This is a genomic window from Stutzerimonas degradans (assembly GCF_024448505.1).
In the GTDB taxonomy this organism is placed as follows: domain Bacteria; phylum Pseudomonadota; class Gammaproteobacteria; order Pseudomonadales; family Pseudomonadaceae; genus Stutzerimonas; species Stutzerimonas degradans.
In genome coordinates, this window is sequence record NZ_JAMOHV010000002.1 from 402,950 (window position 1) to 425,162 (window position 22,213).

A 22,213-nucleotide genomic window follows, 5' to 3' on the forward strand; every position below is an offset into this window, starting at 1 on the left:
GCAGTCTCGCCGCGCCGGCAATCCCGGCCCTACCAGCCCAAGCAACCCCTTTACAGCCGGAAACTTCCCATCTGCCGCCCGAGGTCCTTGGCCAGTTGCGACAGCGCCTGGCAGTCGCTGCGGCAGGCCTGCACATCGCGCGCCGTGGCCTGGGCCAGGTCAGCGATACCCTGCACGTTACGGGTGATCTCCTCGGTGACGCTGCTCTGCTCCTCGGTTGCCGCGGCAACCTGGGTGTTCATGTCGCTGATGGCCTCGACCTGCTCGGTGATCGCGCCCAGCGACTGACCGGTGCGCTGGCTGGCCTGCACGCCGGTGCCGGTGGCCGCCTGCCCGGCGTGCATCGAGGCAACGGCATTGTCGGCACCGCTCTTGAGCCGCTGGATCATCTGCTGGATCTCGTCGGTCGAGCCCTGCGTGCGGCTGGCCAGCGTGCGCACCTCGTCGGCGACCACGGCGAAACCACGGCCCATCTCGCCCGCCCGTGCCGCCTCGATGGCCGCGTTCAGCGCCAGCAGGTTGGTCTGCTCGGAAATGCCCCGGATGACCGCCAGCACCTGATCGATCGACGCCACCTGCTGCGCCAGTTCGGTCACCGAGCCGGCCGCCTCGCCGATCTCGCCGGACATCTTCTCGATATGCGCGATCGACTCACCGACCACCCGACGCGCCTGCACGGCCTCGTCACGCGCGCCTTGCGAAGCCTGCGCCGCGCTGCTGGCATTACGCGCGATCTCCTGCACGGTCAGCCCCATTTCGTGCACGGCGGTGGCCACCATGTCGGTCATCTCGTGCTGGCGGCCGGCGCGCGCGGCAGTGTTGTCGACCACCTGCGCGACCTGGCCGACGGCGTTACGCAGCCGCTCGCTGGTGGTAAGCACATCGCCGATCAGTTCACGCAGGCTGCCGAGGAAGCGGTTGAAGCCGCGCGCCAGGTCGCCCAACTCATCGGCGCGGCTTTCATCGAGACGCCGCGTCAGGTCACCACCACCGCCGCCAATCTCCACCAGCGCCGCAGTTACCTGGCGGATCGGTCGCACCAGCCCGCGCGCCAGCAGCACGATCACGCCGAGGAACGCCAGGCCGACGGCCGCGCCGATCAGGCTGGTGATCCACAGCGTGCGCCGTGCTTCGCCGAAGATCTCGGCTTCGGGCACCTCGCTGACCAGCCACCAGCCGAGCGCTTCCAGCGGCTGCGCCATCGCCAGGAATGCCTCGCCGTCGCGCGCGAAGCGCACGATCTTGCCGCCGCCGCTGCGCAGTTCGCCGGCCGCCGTATCGCCGGTCAGCTCGGCCAGCGCCACGCGGTCGTTGTTCTCGTTGCGCGGATGCACCTTGACCCGGCCGTCGGCACCGACCAGATACACCTCGCCACGCTCGCCGAAGCGGAAATTGGCCACCAGCTCGGACATGCTGCTCAGGCTGTAGCCCAATCCGGCGACGCCGAGGGTGCGGCCATTGGCGCTGATGCGCTGGTTGATGAACAGCGTCGGCTGGCGGGTAGTCTTGTCGATGTCGATCTCGAAGCGTTTATCCACGCCGCTGTCGATCAGGCTGTAGAACCAGGCGTCGCCGGCCGCTGCGCGCGACAACGTGCGGCTCAGGCCGGTCTCGGAATAGTAGTTGCCGCTGTCGAGCACCGCGATCGAGGTCGTCAGTGCGTTCTGCTGCGTCTTCACGCCCTGCAGGTAGCGGCCGATGGCCTGCGCCTCGCTCGCGTCCTCGCCCGCCGTGAGCCAGTCATGCACCAGCGTATTGCCGGCAATCCCGGCTGTTGCGGTAACCGGCCCGCTGAGCGTGCGCTCGATGTCGTTGCGGATGGCGGTGATGTTGGCTGGCAGAGCTTCGCCGATCAGGTAGCGCTCGGCGAGCCGGTCGACGGCCGAGGCATACACCAGGATCACGATCAACAGGCTGGCCAACAGGGCCGCGCCCATGCTGACAGTCAGCTGCCATTGGATACTGCGTTGCATGAAGCGCATGGCGTGACTCCGTCTTTTTATTGGTATTAATGATTATTCTGTGGACAATCTTGTATACCGATAGCACGGCTCGGTAAGTCGCTATCGGCCTGCGCAAGCGGTTACTTGAGACCGCTCGTCCATTACCGAACCCCCATGCGATCAAGGACTGAAGAGGCGTATTCGTTGCGCGCGGAACACCTCCAATGGGATAGCGCGCTCGTCACGACGCTACCTGCGGAAGCGTTGCCCGATGAATGGAACCTCTCAGCGATATTAATGTATACAATCTTAATAAACTTTGTCTGGAGAATTTCGATGCCCATGCCTGCCTGGTGGCTACTCGCCCTTCCCCTGATCGCGGGTGCGCTGTTGCCGCTGCAGGCCGGGATGAATGGCGAGGTGGCACGCCAGCTCTCCAGCGTGATGAACGCCGCGCTGGTGTCGTTCGCGGTCGGCACGCTGGCGCTGCTGTGCATCGTGCTGTTCCAGCGCGATCCGCCCACGCTGCAGGGGTTGCGCGGAATCACTTGGTGGCACTGGAGCAGCGGCCTGCTCGGTGTCTTTCTCATCGCCACGGCGGCGTACGCCGCGCCACGCGTGGGCGCCTCGCTGTTCATGGCGTTGCTCCTGGCCGGGCAATTGCTGATGGCGCTGCTGCTCGACCAGTTCGGCTGGGCCGGCTATCGCCAGGCGCCGATCAGCCTGAGCAAGGTGGGCGGCATGCTGCTGGTGTTCACCGGCGTCTGGCTGATCCGGCGCGGATGACCGGACGACTCCGTATCAAGCACCTGCGTGCCGCGCAGGTATGCCGGTGCGCAACGCAGCGCATTGCCGGTCGCGCGAGGGTTCGTATCGCAGTGATCGATGAGCGAAAAAAGCTGTACACCTGACTGAGCGCACTCGGGTGCCGAATCGTCCCTGCAGTTCGCCCTTGTTGGAACCGCCTCGCTGCAGCAGAATTTCCGCACTTTTGCCCAGCGCTCGTCATTGAGCAGTCCCGGGTCGGTATCGACCGGCCCCGCCGCGGAAATCGAACAATCCATGTCCAGTATCCGAGAGCGCAACAAAGAACTGATCCTGCGTGCCGCCAGCGAGGAGTTCGCCGAGAAGGGCTTCGCCGCCACCAAGACCAGCGACATCGCCGCGCGCGCCGGGCTGCCCAAGCCCAACGTCTACTACTACTTCAAGTCGAAGGAAAACCTCTACCGGGAGGTGCTGGAGAGCATCGTCGAGCCGTTGCTGGAGGCCTCGGCGCCGTTCAACCAGCCGGGCCACCCGGCGGATGTGCTGCGCGCCTACATCCGCACCAAGATCCGCATCTCGCGCGACCACGCCTGCGCCTCGAAGGTGTTCGCCAGCGAGATCATGCATGGCGCGCCGCACCTGTCGCCGGAGCGCACCGCCCAGCTCAATGCGCAGGCGGCGCACAACATCGCCTGCATCCAGCGCTGGATCGATCAGGGCCTGATGACCCGGATCGACCCTCATCACCTGCTGTTCAGCATCTGGGCGGCGACGCAGACCTATGCCGATTTCGACTGGCAGATCAGCACCGTCACCGGCAAGGCGCAGCTCGACGACGCCGACTATGACGCCGCCGCCGAAACCATCATCCGCCTGGTCCTAAAAGGCTGCGAAATCACCGAGCCAGCCGCGCCGTCTGCGTGAACGTCGGAGTCAGAACGCCAGGCGCACGCCCACGGTCAGGTTGCGGCCCGGTAGCAGCACCTCGTCCTTGATGAAGGAGGTGTGCTGACGCGCCTTCTCGTCGAGCAGGTTGTTGGCTTTCAGATAGAGCAGGTAGTCGGTCTGCTCCAGCGAGCCGCTGTAACCCAGGCTGGCGCCGAGCATGTTGTAGCCGCCGGTTTCGCTTTCGTAGTCGGCCAGTTCGTCCTGACGCTGCACGCGGTAGAACTCCAGCTGGCCGTTGAGCACCGGGGTGAAGCTCTGCTCGACCCGCACGCCCAGGCGGTCGGCCGGAATGCGCGGCAGGTCGCCGCCGCCATCACGCAATTTGCCGCGCACATGGTCGCCGAACAGGGTGAAGGCGGTGGCGTCGGTGGCCTGGAAACGTACCTCGCCTTCCGCGCCGGTCAGCACCGCATCCTGCTGGCGGTATTCGATTTCGCGGTAGCCGCCGCCGATGTCGTGGCCAGTGTCGGCGGCATAGATGAAATCATCCACCTGATTGCGGAACAGGCTGAAGCTGAACGTGGTGCGCCCGGCGAACTTGCGCAAGGTCAGCTCGGCGTTGTGCGAGGTTTCTTCTTCCAGATCGAGATTGCCCAGCTCGACGGTACGCGTGGCGGCATGCGGACCGTTGGCGTACAGCTCCTCGGCGCTGGGCAGACGCTGCGAGCGCGACAGCGAGAAGCCCAGCGAGTACTGCGGGGCGAACGTCCACACCGCGCCGGCGGACAGCGAGGTGCCGCTGTGATCGGTATCCGGGCGGCCGTCGGCGTCGATGTCCTGCCATTCGTGCCGCAAGCCAAGCTCGTAGCTCCAGGCCCCGGCGGTGTACTCCTCGAGCAGGAACAGGCCGTGGTTGCGCGTCAGCGTCTGCGGTATGTAGGCCTCTTCGCCGAGCGCCTCGAAGTCACGTCGCAGGGTCTGCGCACCGAGTACACCGCGCCAGCCGAACAGCGGCTGGTGCGTGAGTTCCAGACGCGCATCGGTGGCGTCGTTGGTGAAACGGGTGCCGACTTCACCGCCTTCAATCTCCTCGTGCTGGTAGTTGCTGTGGCCGACGCGCAGGCGTGCCAGTGCGAAGCCCGGTAGCGGGTCGCTGAGTTCGCCGCGCAGGTCCCAGCGCTTCTGCCGCATGTCGACGTACGGCACCGCGCCTTCGTGATCATGGTCGTGCTCGTCGTCATGATCGTCATGGCCGCCGCAGTGCCAATCGCTGCCGTGGGTGTGGCAGTCGGCATGTTCGTGAGCCAGCAGCCCGTAGCGGTTGTTCTGTTCGCCGTAGGCCGCGCCCAGGTAGCCGCGCTCGCCGATGTAGCTGGCGCCCAGGGTGAAGCTGTCGGTGTCGTTGTAGGAGCCGGCCTGCTTGTTCGGCGAACCCGGGATCTCGTACGCGTCGGCCTGGCGCTTGGTGCCTTCGGCGCGCACGGCGAAGTTGCCGCTGCCGGCAGTGATGCCGAACACACCGGCACCTTCGTTCGCCACACTGTTGGCACGTAGCTCGAGCTCGCCTTCGTAGCCCTTCTCCGGGATGTAGGTGGGGATCTTCCGGTCTATCACGTTGACCACGCCGCCATACAGCAACGCCGCCGGCCCTTTGAGCACCTCGATGCGCTCGGCCAGCAGCGGCTCGCTGGTCACCGCATGGTCGGGGCTCATCGTCGATGCATCGAGCAGCTCCACACCATCGCTCAGTACCTTGACCCGCGCGCCATCCAGCCCGCGAATCACCGGCCGGCCCACACCGGCGCCGAAACTGCTGGAACGCACCCCGGGCAGGCTTTCCAGCGTTTCACCGAGGGTCGCCTCGCGGCGCAGCACCAGTTCGTCACCCTCCATGACCGCAGCCGGCGTGGTCATCTCGTGGCTCTGTCTATCCAGCCCGCTGGCGCTCACCACCACCGGTTGCAGTTCGAGCGGATCGGCACCCCAGACGGACGCCGGCAGCGCAAGACCGATGGCCCAGGCCAGGGGGTGAAGCTTCGATTTCATGTGACTCTCCAGACTGTGACGGTTGCTCGCAGAACCGCGCCAAGGCAGCGCGCCAGCTCTTCCAGGAGGCAGGCGCGGTGGCGCGGGGTGGAGAATCTAGCATGTTATATCGTAACAATTAAGAATCTTTTTCCCTCTGCGCGTACAACCCGGCGCGGGTATCGACGGTCCGAAGAGAAACAGCTACGGCCCATGCGCTTCATCGACCACCCGAGGAGACACCGACATGAGCGTTCAAATCGACACCACCAGCGGCACTTGCACCGCCGTGATCGCCGGCCACACGCACCGCTGCGCCGTCGCCGATACCCGCGTCAGCACCGATCCGCAGGCGCGCATGTCGGTCCTGCACATAGACGGCGCGAGCATCCATGTGCCCGAAGAACAGGCCGAACACCTGATCGCCGCGGGCGCCAAGGACGACCGCGCCAACCTGATCGTCGACGACTGACCCAGCAGTCGGGGCTTGGGGCCGCATCAGCAGGACGGCTATCCTTGGCACTCCCCTGCAACCGGTGCCGTCCATGTCCCTTCTCCGCCGTGCGTTCGTTCCCACCGCCGCGCTGCTGCTCAGCGCCTGTGCGCAGCAAGCACCCAGCACGTTGACGCTGGAGAACCATCCGAGCCATTGCCAGCCGCTGCGGTTGAGCGCCGGCCAGGAGTTCAACCTGCGCCTGCCGAGCAACCCCACCACCGGCTTTCGCTGGACGCTGCGCGCTGACGGCGCGCCGCAGCTGAAACTGCTCGGTCCCGAGGTGTACACGGTGCCCGAGGAAGCAGGCCTGGTGGGCAGCGCCGGCGTATCGACCTGGCGCTTCCGCGCCGTGGCGCCCGGAGAAGCCCTGCTTGCCCTCGATTACGCCCGCCCGTGGGAAATCGGTGTCGCTCCGGCCCAATCGCTGAACTGCCGCATCCGCGTCGATCAGTAGCCTGCCAAGCCAAACCACTCACAACCGCCCCCGCTTCCGCCCGGCAGAAACCCGGAAAATCACCTATACCAAACACAGGGATCGTCAGCTGTTGGGGGAAAGGGAAATGGACGGCTTCAGAGCGTACCCACTGTGCTGCGCGCTGGCCCTGCTGGCCGGTTGCGGCAACCTGCTACCCAGCGAGCGAGCGGAAGTCAGTTCGACTTTCCGCGATTATCTGGACGCCGAAACCAGCTTCGAGCGCGCCATTCCCGGTCGCACCACGCGCAGCGAGCTGTTCACCCTCGGCTTCGATCCGCAGCAAGGTGGCAATGGCCGGATCCTCTCGTTCCTCGACGTGCGCATGCTGTTCGTGCAACCGAACATTCCCATCGATTACCTGCCGGACAGCCTGGTCCGCTGCCTGGAGGCCAAGGAACGCTGCAACGGCTACGCCTTCGAGTTCACCCAGACCGACAGCCAGCGCGTCGGCAGCTTCTGGGCGGACGTGCTGAACTTCCGCAAGAATCGCCAGGTGCAGGGCTGGAACCTGCGCGCCGTGTTCGTCCTGGTGGACGACGTGCTAGTGCACAAGGTCAGCAACGGCGAGCCGCAGATTCGTCGTTATCAGGTCCAGCGCAACCCGTTGGGGCCGCTGCAGGGTGCCGGCGAGTTTCTTTCCGATCAGCTGAAATGAGCGAACGGGCGCTGCACTTGGGCTAAAATGCGCGCCTTTTTTGCTTAGCCCGGAATGCAGCCGTGACGCAACTCCCCGACCGCATCTACGCCACCCCTCAGGCGCGGGTCGCCGATTTCGTGTTCAACGAGGACGTGGTGCGCGTCTTCCCGGACATGATCAAGCGCTCGGTACCTGGCTATCCGGCGATCGTCGAGAACATCGGCGTGATCGCCGCGCAGTTCGCCCAGCCAAACACCTGTCTGTACGACCTGGGCTGTTCGCTGGGCGCGGTGACCCAGGCGTTGCGCCGCCATGTGAAGGCCGACAACTGCCGGGTGCTGGCCGTGGACAACTCCGCGGCCATGGTCGAGCGCTGCCGCGAGTACCTGCATGCACAGGATTCCATGTTCCAGGAGCTGCTGTCGGTCGAGGTGATCGAGCGCGACATCCTCGCGCTGGAATTTCAGCCGAGTTCGCTGGTTGCGCTGAATTTCACCCTGCAGTTCATCGCCCCCGAGCAACGTCCCGCGCTACTCGGCGCCATTCGCCGGGCACTGGTGCCGGGCGGTGCGCTGATCCTCTCGGAGAAGCTGCGTTTCGCCGATGAAGGCGAACAGCAGCTGCTCACCGACCTGCATATTGCCTTCAAACGCGCCAACGGCTACAGCGAGCTGGAAATCGCGCAGAAGCGAAGTGCCATCGAGAACGTGATGAAGCCGGACAGCCTGGAAGTCCATCGCCAGCGCCTGTTGGATGCCGGTTTCTCCAAGGTTGTGCCCTGGTTCCAGTGCCTGAACTTCGCCTCGCTGATCGCCCTGCCATGAATCTCGACCTGACTCCCCTCGCCTGGCGCCTGGCCGGCACTCCGCTGGCCGCCTGGGCCAATGGCGTGCAGCAGCAACTGAACGCCAAGCTGGAAATCGGCCACGGTGACTTGCCACGCTGGCGACGCGCCGTCGACGCGCTGCCCGCGCTGACGCCTGCGGCAATCGAACTGCGTGACGGCTTTCGTCTGGAGGCCGGTTGCGACGACGCGACCCGCCAGGCGACCCGCGAAGCCCTGATGGGACTCTCGCCCTGGCGCAAGGGACCGTTCGAGGTGTTCGGCGTGCATGTGGATACCGAGTGGCGCTCGGACTGGAAGTGGCAGCGGGTCGCACCGCATCTGGATCTGGTCGGCAAGCGCATCCTCGACGTCGGCTGCGGCAACGGCTACTACATGTGGCGCATGCTCGGCGCCGGCGCCGACAGCGTGGTGGGCGTCGATCCCAACTGGCTGTTCTTCTGCCAATTCCATGCGATGAAGCGTTACCTGCCGGAGCTGCCGGTGTGGCACCTGCCCTTCGCGCTGGAAGAGTTACCCGCGAAGCTCGAAGGCTTCGAGACCGTATTCTCCATGGGTGTGCTCTACCACCGCCGCTCGCCCATCGACCACCTGCTCGACCTGAAAGACTGTCTGATCCGGGGCGGCGAACTGGTGCTGGAGACACTGGTGGTCGACGGCGACGAAAACACCGCGCTGGTGCCCGAGGACCGTTACGCGCAGATGCGCAACGTCTGGTTCCTGCCTTCGGTGTCCGCACTGGAACGCTGGCTGCGCCGGGCTGGCTTCGTCGACGTGCGCTGCGTGGATGTCAGCGTGACCCGCGTCGAAGAACAGCGCAGCACCGAATGGATGCGCTACCAGTCGCTTCCCGACTTTCTCGATCCGCAGGACCATAGCAGGACCGTGGAGGGCCTGCCGGCGCCCATGCGCGCCGTGTTACTGGCGCGCAAGCCGTAGGCGAAAAACGCGCGAAGCTCTTTTTCCGCCGCTGCGCACCGGCTCAACCCCGCGCGGCGGCCGCGAGTATCAACTGCTTCATTTCCGCTACCGCCTGCTTGAACCCGACGAACAGCGCATGCGCAACAATGGCGTGGCCGATGTTCAGCTCGTTGATTCCGCGGATCGCGGCGATCGCCTCGGTGTTGTGGTAATGCAGCCCGTGCCCGGCATTGACGATCAGTCCGTGACTGAGCCCGGCCTCGACCCCCTCACGGATGCGTGCCAGCTCGCAGGCACGCTCGGCTGCACTGTGCGCGTCGGCATAGCGGCCGGTGTGCAACTCGATGGCTGGCGCCCCGATGCGCGCCGCCGCATCGATCTGTCTCGGGTCGGCATCGATGAACAGCGAAACCTCCGCGCCGCAAGCATGCAGGCGCTCGACCGCAGCGCGGATGCGCGCTTCCTGGCCGGCTACATCCAACCCACCTTCGGTGGTCAGTTCCTGACGGGTTTCCGGCACCAGACAGACATGCTCCGGGCGCAGGTGCTCGGCAAAGGTGAGCATGGCCTCGGTGACGCCCATCTCGAAGTTCATCCGCGTCTGCAGAACGTCCTTCATCAGCAACACGTCACGTTCCTGGATATGCCGACGGTCCTCGCGCAGATGCACGGTGATGCCGTCTGCCCCGGCTTCTTCGGCATCCAGCGCCGCCTTGACCGGGTCCGGGTAACGCGTGCCACGCGCTTGGCGCAGCGTAGCAATATGATCGACGTTGACGCCGAGCAGAATTCGATTGGCTTCAGCCACGCGGGGCCTCCTTCAGATTCATGAACAGTTCGCGGCTGACCAACGGTCGACCGCCCAGATGCGGTGCCAGCGCCTGGCGCATCAGTCGCTTGGCGGCCGCGAGCGCACCGGACACCTGCCAATCGGCCTCGGCCATCGCCAGCAACTCGGCTCCGCTGAACAACCCTGGCTGGAACGACTCGACCGGTTCGAGCCCGGCGTCGGGCAGCAGCCGGTAGAGACGCTGCGGCTCGATCGGCCGGCCAGCGATATCGGTCTCGAGGGCGAAACCATAGCCCAGCTCGCCGAGCAGACGCCATTCGAACGCTCGCAGCAACGGTTCCAGCGGCCGGTGCGCCGCCAGCGCCGGCAGCGTGGCCACGTAATGCTGGAACAGGGCCGGATGGGCATCTTCGACTGGCAGCAAGCGGATCAGCAATTCGTTGAGGTACAGCCCGCCGAACAGCGCCTGGCCATCGAGCCAGTGCGCCGGCCCGGCCCCTTCGAGGCGAGCGATGGTCTTGAGGTCGGATTTGCCGCGCAGTTCCACCTCCAGCGAGACGAACGGGCGAATCAGGCTGCCGGCCTTGCCACGGGCCGCGCGCATGACCGCGCGCAGCCTTCCCTGGGGCGTGAGCAGATCGACCAGCGCGCTGCTTTCCTTGTAGGGACGGCTGTGCAGAACGAAGGCAGGTTGGGGAGAGGTGAAATCCATCGGTCGGTGACGCTCGAGTCGAGCCGGCAGCGGGCGCGCCTGCCGCTGGCGGAGGCTGGTCGCTACGGCGTCAGTTATAACCCAGCGAATGCAGCGCGCGCTCGTCGTCGGACCAGCCGCCTTTCACCTTGACCCACAGGTTGAGCATGACCTTGGAGTCGAACAGCACCTCCATGTCCTTGCGCGCTTCCTGGCCGATGCGTTTGATGCGCTCGCCCTTGTCGCCGATGATGATCTTCTTCTGTCCGTCGCGCTCCACCAGAATGAGCGCATGGATGTGCAGTACGGGACCTTCCTGCTTGAAGTCCTCGATCTCCACGGTGATCTGGTACGGCACCTCGGCGCCGAGCTGACGCATGATCTTCTCGCGCACCAGTTCAGCGGCAAGGAAGCGGCTGCTGCGATCGGTGATCTGATCTTCCGGGAAAAAGTGCTCGCTCTCCGGTAGACGCTCGGCTACGAGTTGCTCCAGCGTTTCAAGGTTCTGTCCGTGCTGTGCGGAAATCGGCACGATCTCGGCGTTCGGCAGCTGCTCGGCGAGCCAGCGCAGGTGCGGCAGCAGCTCGGCCTTGTCCTCGATACGGTCGGTCTTGTTCACTGCGACGATCAGCGGCCCGGTGACGTACTGTACCCGCTCGAGCACAGCCTGATCCTCGTCGGTCCAGCGCGTGCGGTCGACAACGAAGATGACCACGTCGACATCCTTCAGCGCCGAGGCGGCAGTACGGTTCATGTAGCGATTGAGCGCCGTCTCACCGTTCTTGTGCAGACCGGGGGTATCAACGTAGACCGCCTGCACGGCACCCTCCGTCTTGATCCCGAGCATGTTGTGGCGGGTGGTCTGCGGCTTGCGCGAAGTGATCGCCAATTTCTGCCCGAGGATGTGGTTCAGCAGCGTCGACTTGCCGACGTTCGGCCGCCCGACAATGGCTACATAACCACAACGACTGACATCTTCCGATTGCAGCTGCTGGTCAGTCATTTCCGTTCTCCACGCCGAGGGCGATCAGTGCGGCTGCCGCGGCAACCTGTTCAGCGATGCGGCGACTGGCGCCCTGTCCGCGCGTCTTGTCCACCAGCAGCGCCACCTGGCATTCCACGTAAAACGTTCGGCAGTGCGGCTCTCCCTGGATATCCACCACCTCGTAGCGCGGCAGCTCGCAGGCGCGGGATTGCAGGAACTCCTGCAGTCGCGTTTTCGGATCCTTGTTGGTATCGACCAAGGTTAGACCCTGCAACTCGTTGGCCAGCCAGGCGAGAACGCGCTCGCGCGCGGCCTCCATGCCGGCATCCAGGTAGATGGCACCGATCAGTGCTTCGAGCGTATCGGCAAGAATGGATTCACGGCGAAAACCACCGCTCTTGAGCTCGCCAGAGCCCAGCCTGAGGTGGTCGCCGAGCTCGAAACCACGCGCCAGCACCGCCAGGGTCTCGCCTTTCACCAGTCGCGCCCGCAGGCGCGATAGCTGGCCTTCCCGCGCCTGGGTGAAGTGATGAAACAGCGCTTCGCCAGCGATGAAGTTGAGGATCGCATCACCAAGAAACTCCAGGCGCTCGTTATTGCGCCCGGCGTAGCTGCGATGGGTCAGCGCCAGGAGCATCAGCTCCTGATCCTTGAATTGGTAGCCGAGCTTGCGCTCGAGGCGGGCTAGCGAAGTGCTCACGGCATCCTTAGGCGATAGTGTTTGTCGAAGTTGGCCACCAGATCGAGATTGCGGATCAGCGGCTCGCGTTTTTCGTACTTCAGGTGCGCTCGGAATTCGTTTTCCTGGATCTCGACCTTGAGCACTTCTTTCAGATTGACGTCCTGAATACCGTTGACCTGCATGCCCTTGCTGACATGAGTATAGAACTCGCCCACGCTGCGGACTTCCGCTGCCGTATCGGTTTCCACGGACTGGATGATCTTGTCCATGGACATGTAGTCAAAGTAGTGAGGAAGCATCTTGAATGCCGTGCTGGCCAGAAATGCTACCAGCGCCAGCACCATGATCCAGCTGAGCATGGACAGCCCTTTTTGCGAATGCGCAAAGCTCATGTCGACCTCTATGTCGTTGCGATACCCACCGATCGGGGCAGCGCCACTATAAACAGCCATGCTGCTGGCGCGGAGGCCATAATTCACAGCTTAGTGAATCAGCCCCACGCGGGAGAAATGCGGCAGGTTGCTGAACTTTGGATCCGGCCAGCTCATCCACACCGCGAATGCCTTACCGACGATATTGCGATCCGGCACCATTCCGGCCAATGTCGTGGGGATCGCATCATCCTGCCAATAGCGACTGTCATTCGAATTATCGCGATTGTCGCCCATCATGAAGTAATGGCCTTGCGGGACCGTCCATTGGCGGCTGGGCTCCATCCGATATCGCCCCATTTCCTTACGGATCAGATGCTCTACCTCGCCCAGTTTCTCGCGATACAGGCGCGCACTGCCCAGACTGCCCGGCTCGTCGCCAATCAATGTCTCGGCCACGAGCTGATCGTTGACGTACAGCCGACGTTCACTGCTGTAGCGAATCACGTCGCCCGGCAAGCCGACCACCCGCTTGATGTAGTTGACGTTCGGATCGCTCGGATAGCGGAACACCATGACGTCGCCACGCTGCGGGTCGCTTACCTCGACGATCTTGGTATCAACCACCGGAAGGCGAATGCCATAGGCAAACTTGTTGACCAGAATGAAATCGCCCACTTCCAGCGTCGGCTTCATCGATCCCGAGGGAATCTGAAACGGCTCGACCAGAAACGAGCGCAGCACCAACACGATCGCCAGCACGGGGAAAAACGATTTGCCGTACTCGATCAGTACCGGCTCGCGGCTGAGCGCTTCGAGCGTAGCCGAATCGATCGCACCATTGCGCCCCTCATAACTGGCGATGGCGGCGCGACGCCTGGGCGCGAAGAACAGCAGGTCGCTCAGCGACAGCAGCCCACAGACAATGACCGCAAGGACCAGCACCAGCGGGAAATTGATCGACATATCAGCTATCTACCTTCAGTACCGCGAGGAACGCCTCTTGTGGAATCTCCACGCTGCCGACCTGCTTCATACGCTTCTTGCCCGCCTTCTGCTTCTCCAGCAGCTTGCGCTTGCGGCTGACGTCACCGCCATAGCACTTGGCGAGGACGTTCTTCCGAAGCGCCTTGACCGTCGAGCGCGCGATCACCTGCCCGCCGATGGCCGCCTGAATCGCCACGTCGAACATCTGCCGTGGGATCAGTTCCTTCATCTTCTCCACCAGCTGGCGCCCCTTGTACGCCGCGTTGTCGCGGTGGACGATCAGCGCCAGCGCATCGACTCGCTCGCCGTTGATGAGTACGTCCAGACGCACCAGATTGGCCGGCTGGAAGCGGTCGAAACCGTAATCCAGCGAGGCATAGCCGCGGCTGGCCGACTTCAGGCGGTCGAAGAAATCCATCACCACCTCGTTCATCGGCAGGTCATAGCTGACCTGCACCTGGCTGCCGAGGAAATGCATGTCGCGCTGCACGCCGCGCTTCTCGATGCACAGGGTGATCACACTGCCCAGGTGATCCTGCGGCACGAGGATGTTGGCGCGGCAGATCGGCTCGCGCATCTCGGCAATCGAGGCCAGATCAGGCAGCTTGGAAGGGTTGTCGACGTAGACGGTGTCGCCGTTCTTCAGCACCACCTCGAACACTACCGTCGGTGCGGTGGTGATCAGATCCAGGTCGTACTCGCGCTCCAGGCGCTCCTGAATGATCTCCATATGCAGCATGCCAAGGAAACCAATACGGAAGCCGAAACCCAGCGCGTCGGAGCTTTCCGGCTCGTACTGCAGCGCGGCGTCGTTGAGCGTCAGTTTCTCCAAGGCGTCGCGAAAGTCTTCGAAATCATCCGAGCTGACGGGGAACAGGCCGGCATAGACCTGTGGCTTGACCCGCTTGAAACCCGGCAGCACCTCGACATCCGGGGTCGTGGACAGGGTCAGGGTGTCGCCCACCGGGGCGCCCTGGATGTCCTTGATGCCGGCGATGATGAAGCCCACCTCGCCAGCCTTGAGATCGGCGGTAGCAGTGTGCTTCGGAGTAAAGACGCCAACACTGTCGACCTGATGGATCTTGCCGGTCGACTTGACGAGGATCTTGTCGCCTTTCTTCACTCGCCCGTGGCGCACGCGGACCAGGGACACTACGCCGAGATAGTTGTCGAACCAGGAGTCGATGATCAGTGCCTGCAATGGCGCCTCGATATCTCCCTCGGGCGGCGGGATGATCTGCACAAGGCGCTCCAGCACATCCTCCACCCCCATGCCGCTCTTGGCGCTGCAGGCCACGGCGTCGGTGGCGTCAATACCAATGACGTGTTCGATCTCTTCCTTGACCCGCTCCGGCTCGGCCTGGGGCAAGTCCATCTTGTTCAGCACCGGCATGACCTCGAGGCCTTGCTCGATGGCTGTGTAGCAGTTGGCCACCGACTGCGCCTCGACGCCCTGACCAGCGTCCACCACGAGCAGCGCGCCCTCACAGGCCGCCAGCGAGCGGCTGACTTCATAGGTGAAGTCGACGTGACCAGGGGTGTCGATGAAGTTCAGCTGGTAGGTTTTGCCGTCCTGCGCTTTGTAGTGCAGGGTCACGCTGTGCGCCTTGATCGTGATGCCGCGCTCGCGCTCGAGATCCATGGAATCGAGGACCTGAGCCTCCATCTCGCGTTCGGACAGGCCGCCGCAGATCTGAATGAACCGATCGGCCAGGGTCGACTTGCCATGGTCGATGTGGGCGATGATGGAGAAGTTGCGGATATGACTCAGGTCACTCACAGCTGAACACTCGAAAAATGCCGCAGGCCGATTGCCCGCCGAAAATAGCCGCGAAGTTTAACTGATCAGCCCCGCGAGCGCCACGCGCCCAACCGGGTCGACACTCACTTGCATAACGCGGACACAAGAAAAAGGGCGGCCATCGCCGCCCTTTTCCTTCAACATGACGCCCGCGTCATTCCGCCAATTTGAAGGTGATGAAGCTCGCGCGTCCCTGACGCAACACCCGCATCGATACCGAACGATTCTTAGGCAATTGGGCGGCCACCCGACCGAAAGTCTTGGCTGAATCGATGGCCTGGTTGTTCAGATGCGTGATCACATCACCCGGACGCAGACCGATCATCGCAGCCGGACCATTTAGAATTTCGGTGATAACCACCCCGCCCTGCAGATCCAAGCTGGCGCGCTGCTCCGCAGTCAACTCGGAAACCTTGACCCCCAGGCGGTTGTCGCTCTGCTCCGGCCCGGCGCCCGCCGCGGCGATTTCGTCGCCCTCTTCCGGCAGCGCACCGATCTGGACATTGACCTCGCGCCGCTCACCTTCGCGCACGACTTCCATTCGAGCGGTACTTCCCGGCTTGAGCGCACCGACGAGGTGCGGCAGATCGGCCGACATGATGATGGGCTTGCCATTCATGCTCAGAATCACGTCACCCACGCGCAACCCACCGCGGGCAGCCGGGCCACCATCCATGACCTGGGCTACCAGCGCCCCGGCCGGACGTTCGAGGCCGAACGACTCCGCCAGATCCTTGTTCACCTCCTGAATGACCACGCCCAGCCATCCGCGACTGACCTTGCCCTCTGTACGCAGCTGATTGGCGACGTCCATTGCCACGTCGATCGGGATGGCGAAGGACAAGCCCATGAAGCCGCCGGATCGGGTGAATATCTGCGAATTTATTCCGACGACTTCACCTGCGAGATTGAACAGCGGACCACCGGAGTTGCCTGGATTGATCGCAACATCAGTCTGAATGAACGGCACATAGCTCTCATTGGGCAGACTGCGACCGGTTGCACTGACAATACCTGCGGTCACGGTGTGATCGAAGCCGAACGGCGAGCCAATCGCCAAAACCCATTCGCCAACCTTGAGCGCACTGGAATCACCAAGCTTGACGGTCGGCAGCCCCTTGCCCTCGACCTTCAACACGGCAACATCGGTCCGCGGATCGGCACCGACCAGCTTGGCTTCCAACTCACTGCGATCGGGCAGACGGACAATGATTTCGTCGGCATCTGCAACGACATGATTGTTGGTCAGAACATAGCCATCAGCGGAAATGATGAAGCCCGAACCCAGTGATTGGGCCTCGCGCTGCTGGCCGCGACCGTCGGGTAACTGAGGGATACTGCGCTCGAAGAACTCCCGAAAGATCGGGGGCAAGCCCTCCAGATCTGGAATCTGCGCTGACGCGCCACGTGTCGGGAGTTTCTGCTTGGTGCTGATATTGACGACTGCCGGGGATGCGCTCTCTACCAGCGGCGTGAAATCCGGCAGCGCCGCTTGCGCAATAACCGCCTGCCCCAGCAACGCCAGCCCCGCCAAAAAGGCGAAGCAGCTGTTTCGATTGAACATGAACTAGCCCCCACTGACGAACGAACGGAAAAACTCACTGCATGCCAGACGAACCGGCGAGCATGGCCCGCAGTACCACGGGTTGCAGGCTCGGGTCGTTCGCCGCGCGCTGACTGCGCAGGCGCACGATACCCCAGGCGATAACGAATCCACCCAACCCTGCCGCGATGATCCAAGGCTCGCTAGCCGACCACTGCGCCACCACTGAGGCGGCAACCAGCAACATGAGCAGGGGAAAAAGATAGACAAGGAGCGCCCCACGCAGCAATACGCGCTCCTCAATACCCAGCACGACGGCGTCACCGACCTGCAGCTGCAGCGTCGATACCGCGCGGATCAACCCGCTTCGCTCGCGCACGTCCAGGCGTTCCATCAGTCCCTGCCCGCAGCCGTTTTTTGCAACGCATCCTGAACAAGTGCTGCGACGCTGCGTCTGGACCCAGACAGCCCCGGACTCCACAGCGACAACGCGCCCCTGTTCTTCGATCATTGCGAGGCCGCGCGCATCGAAAGTGCCACGCGCTCAGCAGTTCCGAGCGGAATCTCACCCACGACAGTGACCATCACATCGCCTTCTGGCGTGCTTATGCGCTTTGCAACTGACGCAGTCGGGCCCATCTGACTGCGAGCGTCGCTGACCGTCGCGTCGCCCAGTGGCTCGAGAAACACCGAAAAGCTCGTCAGCCCGTCACCGTAGGAAAGCCAGGACACCGATTCGCTGGAAACTGGACTCGGCCGCACATCCGCACCCTGCAGCACAAAACCAGGCGGTAACCAGTCGGAACGCCAAGCCGTATCGACCTTGCGCGGGGCATCTTTGAGCGAGACGCTTTCACAGGCCGCCCCCTGACGCACTGACTGCGCATCGGCCGCGTCGGGTTCGAAACGGGTAAATTGAAACCGCTCAAGCAGCTGGCCCTTGTCGCTCAGCATGAGCGACTTGAGCGGCAGAGCCGTTTCGCGGTCGAGATGAAGCTCGAAGCTGTAACGATGCTGGTCTTTAGCCAGCACCCCCAGCGCAACCGCAGGACGGCCGGCGACCCGGGATTCGCCCATCAGACGAAACTCGTACCACTCCGAGAGCGCCTTTACATCAAGGTGTCGTTCATCCCAAGTGCCCTGGCGGTCAACCTGGGTCGTCAACCCGTCAGTGGCGCATTGCACCTGACCGTCACGCCGTACAACCTCTATCGCCGGCCCGTCGAGCTGGAGCATGCGTTCCTGCAGATGCCCTTCTTCGACCCGTCGCCAGATCGCATGGCTGGAAAAACTGCCATTGCGCTCGTAGACGAACGTGCCCGCATAGTTCTGAGTCCGTTCCGCCTGGGCAAGCTTGCTCATCCACGTTCCGGCATCAACAGCGAAGGCCGGCATCGATAGCCAGCCTCCGAACATCACACACAGCGGTAAGACGCGCATGCTTCTCCCTAACGTTCTTCCATACTCGCGGCGCGCGCATACGGCAGTGCACCCTCGGCACCACTACCAAATGCCGCCTGCTGTGCGTGTTGACGCACATAGGACGGCAGCCGCTCTTCGTGCCAGCGCTCCACCGGAGCCGTCTGAGCTGCCGCCTGCGCCGGCGCCTCAACCTGTCCTTCGCTGTAGCCAGCCAGAACCGCCGGTCCCTGCCCAACCTGCGGGACGGCAAGGGCGGGCTGAGCGGCCTGCTGCGCCATCTGCGGACCGTCAACTTCGCTCTGATTGTACAGACGAACACCCGCCAGAACGGCCACGGTAACCGAAGCCGCTACTGCCAGACGTCCAAGACCACGCCAAGGCGAGCCTTGCGGCTTGACCGGCACGGCCTCGTCGGCCAGCGCTGCGGACACGGCGGCTGCAATATCCAGACGCGGCTCGAGCAACTCCTTGTGCATGGCAGCACGGGCAATCTGGTAGCGCGACCAGGTCGACCGCATCTCACCGTCATCACCTGCGGCGAGTACACGACGTAATTCCAACTCGTCCGCTTCGTTATCCATCACCGCGGACAGCGATTCATGCAGGGCTTCACGACTCATGGCGGTTCCTCTCTTGGCTGTCGCCGCTGTCTCAGGACTCATGCAACAAGGGTTGCAACGCTTTATCTATGGCTTCGCGCGCTCGGAATATCCGAGAGCGCACCGTTCCTACGGGACACTGCATCACGCTCGCAATGTCCTCGTAACTAAGACCATCAAATTCACGCAACGTTAGAGCGGTACGCAAATCTTCGGGAAGCAACTGAATGGTCCGATGTACCGTATCTTCGATTTCGTCCCGAAGCAGCGAGCGCTCGGGAGACTCGATATCCTTCAGGGCGTGATCGCCCTCGTAAAACTCGGCATCTTCGGAACTCACATCGCTGTCCGGAGGACGCCTGCCACGCGCCACCAGATGGTTCTTCGCCGTGTTGATGGCGATGCGGTACAGCCACGTATAAAACGCACTGTCGCCGCGAAAATTTGCGAGTGCGCGATAGGCTTTGATGAAAGCCTCTTGCGCCACATCCTGGGCCTCATGAGAGTCATGTACAAAACGCACGATCAGACCAAGAATCTTGTGCTGGTATTTCAGCACAAGGAGATCGAACGCTCGCTTGTCGCCCCGCTGCACTCGCTCAACCAGCTGCTGGTCCTGCTCCTGGGTCAGCATGTAAACGCCTCCGTTCTGCCGAAGGGGTACCGCTCACACCAGCAAACCGACCTGCCAGAATAGACACGGGCTCTACGCAAAAGTTCTCCCCCTACTAGCAAGCTATCCTGCAATACCTGACAGCGATTGCACCCTGGTGTCGCAATCGAAATTCGCGGTCTATGCCGCCCTGGTGTCCCTGGCAAACCGGACTGTCGTGCACCAAGAGCCCGGTCTGCATCCACAACTATTTATTGAGCGAATCCGGACCGAAAAAGTTCCATTGGCTCAGCAACATATAATTCCGGCCACTGTCTCGTCGCAGGCCTCGCTCTATATACTACGAAACGATTTCTCCGCGGAACTCGCTCATGAGCCACCATCATCGGTACGACGTATTAGTCATCGGTAGCGGGGCCGCCGGCCTGACGCTGGCGCTGAACCTGCCAAGCCATCTGCGCATCGCCGTGCTCAGCAAGGGCGAGCTCGCCAACGGCTCGACCTACTGGGCCCAAGGCGGAGTCGCCGCCGTACTGGATGACACCGACACGGTGGAATCCCACGTCGCCGATACCCTGGTGGCAGGCGGAGGACTGTGTCGCGAAGAAGCAGTGCGCTTCACCGTCGAGCACAGCCGCGATGCCATCAAGTGGCTCATCGAACAAGGCGTACCCTTTACTCGCGACGATGCACCGGACCGCGAGGATGGCGGCTTCGAGTTTCACCTGACACGCGAAGGTGGCCACAGCCATCGGCGCATCATCCACGCCGCGGATGCCACTGGCGCAGCCATCTTCAATACCCTGCTGACTCGCGCCCAGGCCCGAAGCAATATCGAACTGCTGCAGCAGCGCGTCGCGGTGGACCTGATCACCGAGCGCAAACTGGGCCTTGCCGGCAAACGCTGCCTCGGCGCCTACGTGCTGAACCGCAACAGCGGTGAAGTGGAAACCTTCCAGGCCCGCTTCGTCGCGCTGGCCACCGGCGGCGCCGCGAAGGTCTATCTGTATACCAGCAACCCAGACAGCGCCTGTGGCGATGGCGTCGCCATGGCCTGGCGCGCCGGTTGCCGGGTGGGCAATCTGGAGTTCAACCAGTTCCATCCGACCTGCCTGTACCACCCGCAGGCCAAGAGCTTCCTGATCACCGAAGCCCTGCGCGGCGAGGGGGCGCTGCTCAAGCTACCCAACGGCGAACGCTTTATGCCGCGCTTCGATCCACGCGAGGAACTGGCACCACGCGATATCGTGGCCCGCGCGATAGATCATGAGATGAAACGCCTCGGCATCGACTGCGTTTACCTGGACATCAGCCACAAGCCGGCCGACTTCATCCGCGGCCACTTCCCGACGGTCTACGAACGCTGCCTGACGTACGGCATCGACATCACCCGCCAAGCCATCCCGGTAGTTCCCGCTGCGCACTACACCTGCGGCGGCGTGGTGGTCGACCAGCATGGCCGTACCGACATTCCGGGCCTGTACGCGATAGGCGAAACCAGCTTCACCGGCCTGCACGGGGCGAATCGTATGGCGAGCAACTCGCTGCTCGAATGCTTCGTCTATGGCCGCGCAGCTGCCGAGGACATGCTTCGCCAATTACCGGAAATAGAGTTGACGGGCGACCTGCCAGCCTGGGACGCCAGCCAGGTAACTGACTCCGACGAAGATGTGATCATCGCGCATAACTGGGACGAGCTGCGGCGTTTCATGTGGGACTACGTCGGCATCGTGCGCACCAACAAGCGCCTGATGCGCGCACAGCATCGGGTCAAGCTGCTGCTGGATGAAATCGACGAGTTCTACTCCAATTACAAGGTCAGTCGTGACCTTCTGGAGCTACGCAACCTCGCGCTGGTCGCCAACCTGATGATTCGCTCGGCGATGCAGCGCAAAGAAAGCCGCGGCCTGCACTTCACCCTCGATTACCCCGAGCAACTGCCGGTGGCGGTCGATACTATTCTGCAACCGCCCACCTATTGCGACTGAACTTCAGCCGCACCCGCAAACGCCGGTGTTCCCCCGCCGGCAGCGCGTCGCGCGCAATGCAAATCCCACGAGTGAGGCGCTGCCCCGGCAGACGAAAACGCAGCACTACCGCAGCGGGCAACGCCAGGCTGTCGGGATGCAACTGGATCGGCTGCCAGCCGGTGCGTTTCGACCACAGGCTCCAGCCGTCATCATCGTGGCGCAGACCGCGCCAGGCGGCAGGACTGCTTAACAGAATGGACCTTGGCAGGACCCACGCCGCATGCGCGACGCCGAACATCCACAACGGAACCTTGAGCGACAGCGGCGCCGCGGACAGCCCGATACCGGCCAGCGCCAGCCCCTGCACCAACAGATAGAGCCCCAGCAGCAGGCGCGACGCCTGCCAGTGGCACTCGAAGGGTGGATTACTGCGGCTGGACACGATCGAGGATCATGCGAACCATGCGGCGCAGGTCCTCATCCTCGGGTTCGCCCCGCTGCATGAACCAGCCGAACAGATCCTGATCCTCGCAGCTCAACAGCTTGCGATAGCGCTGCTGATCCGCCTCATCCAGCCCCGGATAGACTTCCTTGACGAACGGCACCAGCAGCACGTCCAGCTCCAGCATGCCGCGGCGGCTCTGCCAGAACAGGCGGTTGAGTTCAGATTGATCGACCATGCGACGGCTCCTTCGAAGGGGGCCGGCATTATAGCGACAGCCGCCGGCAAGCGGCACGCCGACGGCGTTCTATTCGTACATCGCA

General features: G+C 63.3%; 24 protein-coding genes. 8 read left to right on the forward strand and 16 right to left on the reverse strand.

Annotated features, from left to right (window positions below):
• Positions 1-50 precede the first annotated feature (50 nt).
• Positions 51-1,982: a methyl-accepting chemotaxis protein gene (locus tag NAV27_RS04850; protein ID WP_102827487.1), complete on the reverse strand. Its 1,932-nt coding sequence runs from the start codon at positions 1,980-1,982 to the stop codon at positions 51-53.
• Positions 1,983-2,279: 297 nt separating this feature from the next.
• On the opposite strand from NAV27_RS04850, the gene NAV27_RS04855 reads away from it, so the two are divergent.
• Both NAV27_RS04855 and NAV27_RS04860 read left to right on the forward strand, forming a co-directional pair.
• Positions 2,280-2,729 carry a DMT family transporter gene (locus tag NAV27_RS04855; RefSeq protein WP_102827488.1) on the forward strand — a complete coding sequence of 150 codons (450 nt, stop codon included), beginning with the start codon at positions 2,280-2,282 and terminating at the stop codon, positions 2,727-2,729.
• Between the two features lie 276 nt (positions 2,730-3,005).
• Positions 3,006-3,632 (forward strand): TetR/AcrR family transcriptional regulator, encoded by a 627-nt coding sequence (locus NAV27_RS04860; protein WP_008566769.1) that lies wholly within the window; start codon positions 3,006-3,008, stop codon positions 3,630-3,632.
• Positions 3,633-3,641: 9 nt separating this feature from the next.
• On the opposite strand, the gene NAV27_RS04865 is transcribed toward NAV27_RS04860, so the two are convergent.
• Positions 3,642-5,642 (reverse strand): TonB-dependent receptor, encoded by a 2,001-nt coding sequence (locus NAV27_RS04865; protein ID WP_102827489.1) that lies wholly within the window; start codon positions 5,640-5,642, stop codon positions 3,642-3,644.
• 226 nt (positions 5,643-5,868) lie between these two features.
• Here NAV27_RS04865 and NAV27_RS04870 point away from each other — a divergent pair, with 226 nt between their 5' ends.
• From NAV27_RS04870 to cmoB, 5 genes are all read left to right on the forward strand, one after another.
• The gene (locus NAV27_RS04870) at positions 5,869-6,093 is read left to right on the forward strand and encodes a DUF3203 family protein (RefSeq protein ID WP_008566771.1); all 225 of its coding nucleotides are present in this window, start codon (positions 5,869-5,871) and stop codon (positions 6,091-6,093) included.
• A gap of 73 nt (positions 6,094-6,166) precedes the next feature.
• A complete protein-coding gene (locus NAV27_RS04875; protein WP_102827490.1) occupies positions 6,167-6,571 on the forward strand; it encodes a protease inhibitor I42 family protein in 405 nt (134 codons plus the stop codon).
• A gap of 106 nt (positions 6,572-6,677) precedes the next feature.
• Complete coding sequence (locus tag NAV27_RS04880) at positions 6,678-7,247, forward strand: hypothetical protein (RefSeq protein ID WP_008566773.1); 570 nt, start codon at positions 6,678-6,680, stop codon at positions 7,245-7,247.
• A gap of 62 nt (positions 7,248-7,309) precedes the next feature.
• Positions 7,310-8,053 carry a carboxy-S-adenosyl-L-methionine synthase CmoA gene (cmoA, locus tag NAV27_RS04885; RefSeq protein WP_102827491.1) on the forward strand — a complete coding sequence of 248 codons (744 nt, stop codon included), beginning with the start codon at positions 7,310-7,312 and terminating at the stop codon, positions 8,051-8,053.
• On the forward strand, positions 8,050-9,012 hold the full coding sequence (gene cmoB, locus NAV27_RS04890; protein ID WP_102827492.1) for a tRNA 5-methoxyuridine(34)/uridine 5-oxyacetic acid(34) synthase CmoB: 963 nt from the start codon (positions 8,050-8,052) through the stop codon (positions 9,010-9,012). The genes cmoA and cmoB overlap by 4 nt, the downstream gene beginning before the upstream one ends.
• Before the next feature lie 43 nt (positions 9,013-9,055).
• Here the strand turns inward: cmoB and pdxJ are convergent, their stop codons facing one another.
• The 12 genes from pdxJ to rpoE all read right to left on the reverse strand — a co-directional run bounded on the left by pdxJ (position 9,056) and on the right by rpoE (position 19,499).
• Positions 9,056-9,802 carry a pyridoxine 5'-phosphate synthase gene (gene pdxJ / locus NAV27_RS04895; RefSeq protein WP_102827493.1) on the reverse strand — a complete coding sequence of 249 codons (747 nt, stop codon included), beginning with the start codon at positions 9,800-9,802 and terminating at the stop codon, positions 9,056-9,058.
• Positions 9,795-10,496 carry a DNA repair protein RecO gene (gene recO, locus NAV27_RS04900; RefSeq protein ID WP_102827494.1) on the reverse strand — a complete coding sequence of 234 codons (702 nt, stop codon included), beginning with the start codon at positions 10,494-10,496 and terminating at the stop codon, positions 9,795-9,797. The genes pdxJ and recO overlap by 8 nt, the downstream gene beginning before the upstream one ends.
• Before the next feature lie 70 nt (positions 10,497-10,566).
• Positions 10,567-11,478 carry a GTPase Era gene (gene era, locus NAV27_RS04905; RefSeq protein WP_043295943.1) on the reverse strand — a complete coding sequence of 304 codons (912 nt, stop codon included), beginning with the start codon at positions 11,476-11,478 and terminating at the stop codon, positions 10,567-10,569.
• Positions 11,471-12,160 (reverse strand): ribonuclease III, encoded by a 690-nt coding sequence (gene rnc, locus NAV27_RS04910; protein WP_043295942.1) that lies wholly within the window; start codon positions 12,158-12,160, stop codon positions 11,471-11,473. The genes era and rnc overlap by 8 nt, the downstream gene beginning before the upstream one ends.
• Complete coding sequence (locus NAV27_RS04915) at positions 12,157-12,534, reverse strand: DUF4845 domain-containing protein (RefSeq protein ID WP_054093690.1); 378 nt, start codon at positions 12,532-12,534, stop codon at positions 12,157-12,159. Before NAV27_RS04915 ends, rnc begins: the two co-directional genes overlap by 4 nt.
• A gap of 90 nt (positions 12,535-12,624) precedes the next feature.
• Entirely contained in the window at positions 12,625-13,479 is an 855-nt protein-coding gene (lepB, locus tag NAV27_RS04920; protein WP_102827495.1) for a signal peptidase I, read from the reverse strand.
• A gap of 1 nt (position 13,480) precedes the next feature.
• Positions 13,481-15,280: a translation elongation factor 4 gene (lepA, locus tag NAV27_RS04925; protein WP_043295939.1), complete on the reverse strand. Its 1,800-nt coding sequence runs from the start codon at positions 15,278-15,280 to the stop codon at positions 13,481-13,483.
• 175 nt (positions 15,281-15,455) lie between these two features.
• Positions 15,456-16,865: a DegQ family serine endoprotease gene (locus NAV27_RS04930; protein WP_008566785.1), complete on the reverse strand. Its 1,410-nt coding sequence runs from the start codon at positions 16,863-16,865 to the stop codon at positions 15,456-15,458.
• 34 nt (positions 16,866-16,899) lie between these two features.
• Positions 16,900-17,355, reverse strand: a complete 456-nt coding sequence (locus tag NAV27_RS04935) for a SoxR reducing system RseC family protein (protein WP_037019222.1) — start codon at positions 17,353-17,355, stop codon at positions 16,900-16,902.
• Entirely contained in the window at positions 17,352-18,284 is a 933-nt protein-coding gene (locus NAV27_RS04940; RefSeq protein ID WP_008566787.1) for a MucB/RseB C-terminal domain-containing protein, read from the reverse strand. The genes NAV27_RS04935 and NAV27_RS04940 overlap by 4 nt, the downstream gene beginning before the upstream one ends.
• Positions 18,285-18,292: 8 nt before the next feature.
• Positions 18,293-18,886 (reverse strand): RseA family anti-sigma factor, encoded by a 594-nt coding sequence (locus NAV27_RS04945; RefSeq protein WP_008566788.1) that lies wholly within the window; start codon positions 18,884-18,886, stop codon positions 18,293-18,295.
• 31 nt (positions 18,887-18,917) lie between these two features.
• Positions 18,918-19,499, reverse strand: a complete 582-nt coding sequence (rpoE, locus tag NAV27_RS04950; protein WP_008566789.1) for an RNA polymerase sigma factor RpoE/AlgU — start codon at positions 19,497-19,499, stop codon at positions 18,918-18,920.
• Positions 19,500-19,849: 350 nt separating this feature from the next.
• On the opposite strand from rpoE, the gene nadB reads away from it, so the two are divergent.
• Positions 19,850-21,466, forward strand: coding sequence for an L-aspartate oxidase (gene nadB / locus NAV27_RS04955; protein WP_102827496.1), 1,617 nt, complete (start codon positions 19,850-19,852; stop codon positions 21,464-21,466).
• Here nadB and NAV27_RS04960 read toward each other — a convergent pair.
• Together NAV27_RS04960 and NAV27_RS04965 are read right to left on the reverse strand one after the other, a co-directional pair.
• Positions 21,435-21,890: a protein YgfX gene (locus NAV27_RS04960; RefSeq protein ID WP_102827497.1), complete on the reverse strand. Its 456-nt coding sequence runs from the start codon at positions 21,888-21,890 to the stop codon at positions 21,435-21,437. The two genes, nadB and NAV27_RS04960, sit on opposite strands and share 32 nt — an antisense overlap.
• Positions 21,874-22,128: an FAD assembly factor SdhE gene (locus NAV27_RS04965; RefSeq protein ID WP_003287075.1), complete on the reverse strand. Its 255-nt coding sequence runs from the start codon at positions 22,126-22,128 to the stop codon at positions 21,874-21,876. The genes NAV27_RS04960 and NAV27_RS04965 overlap by 17 nt, the downstream gene beginning before the upstream one ends.
• Positions 22,129-22,213 lie beyond the last annotated feature (85 nt).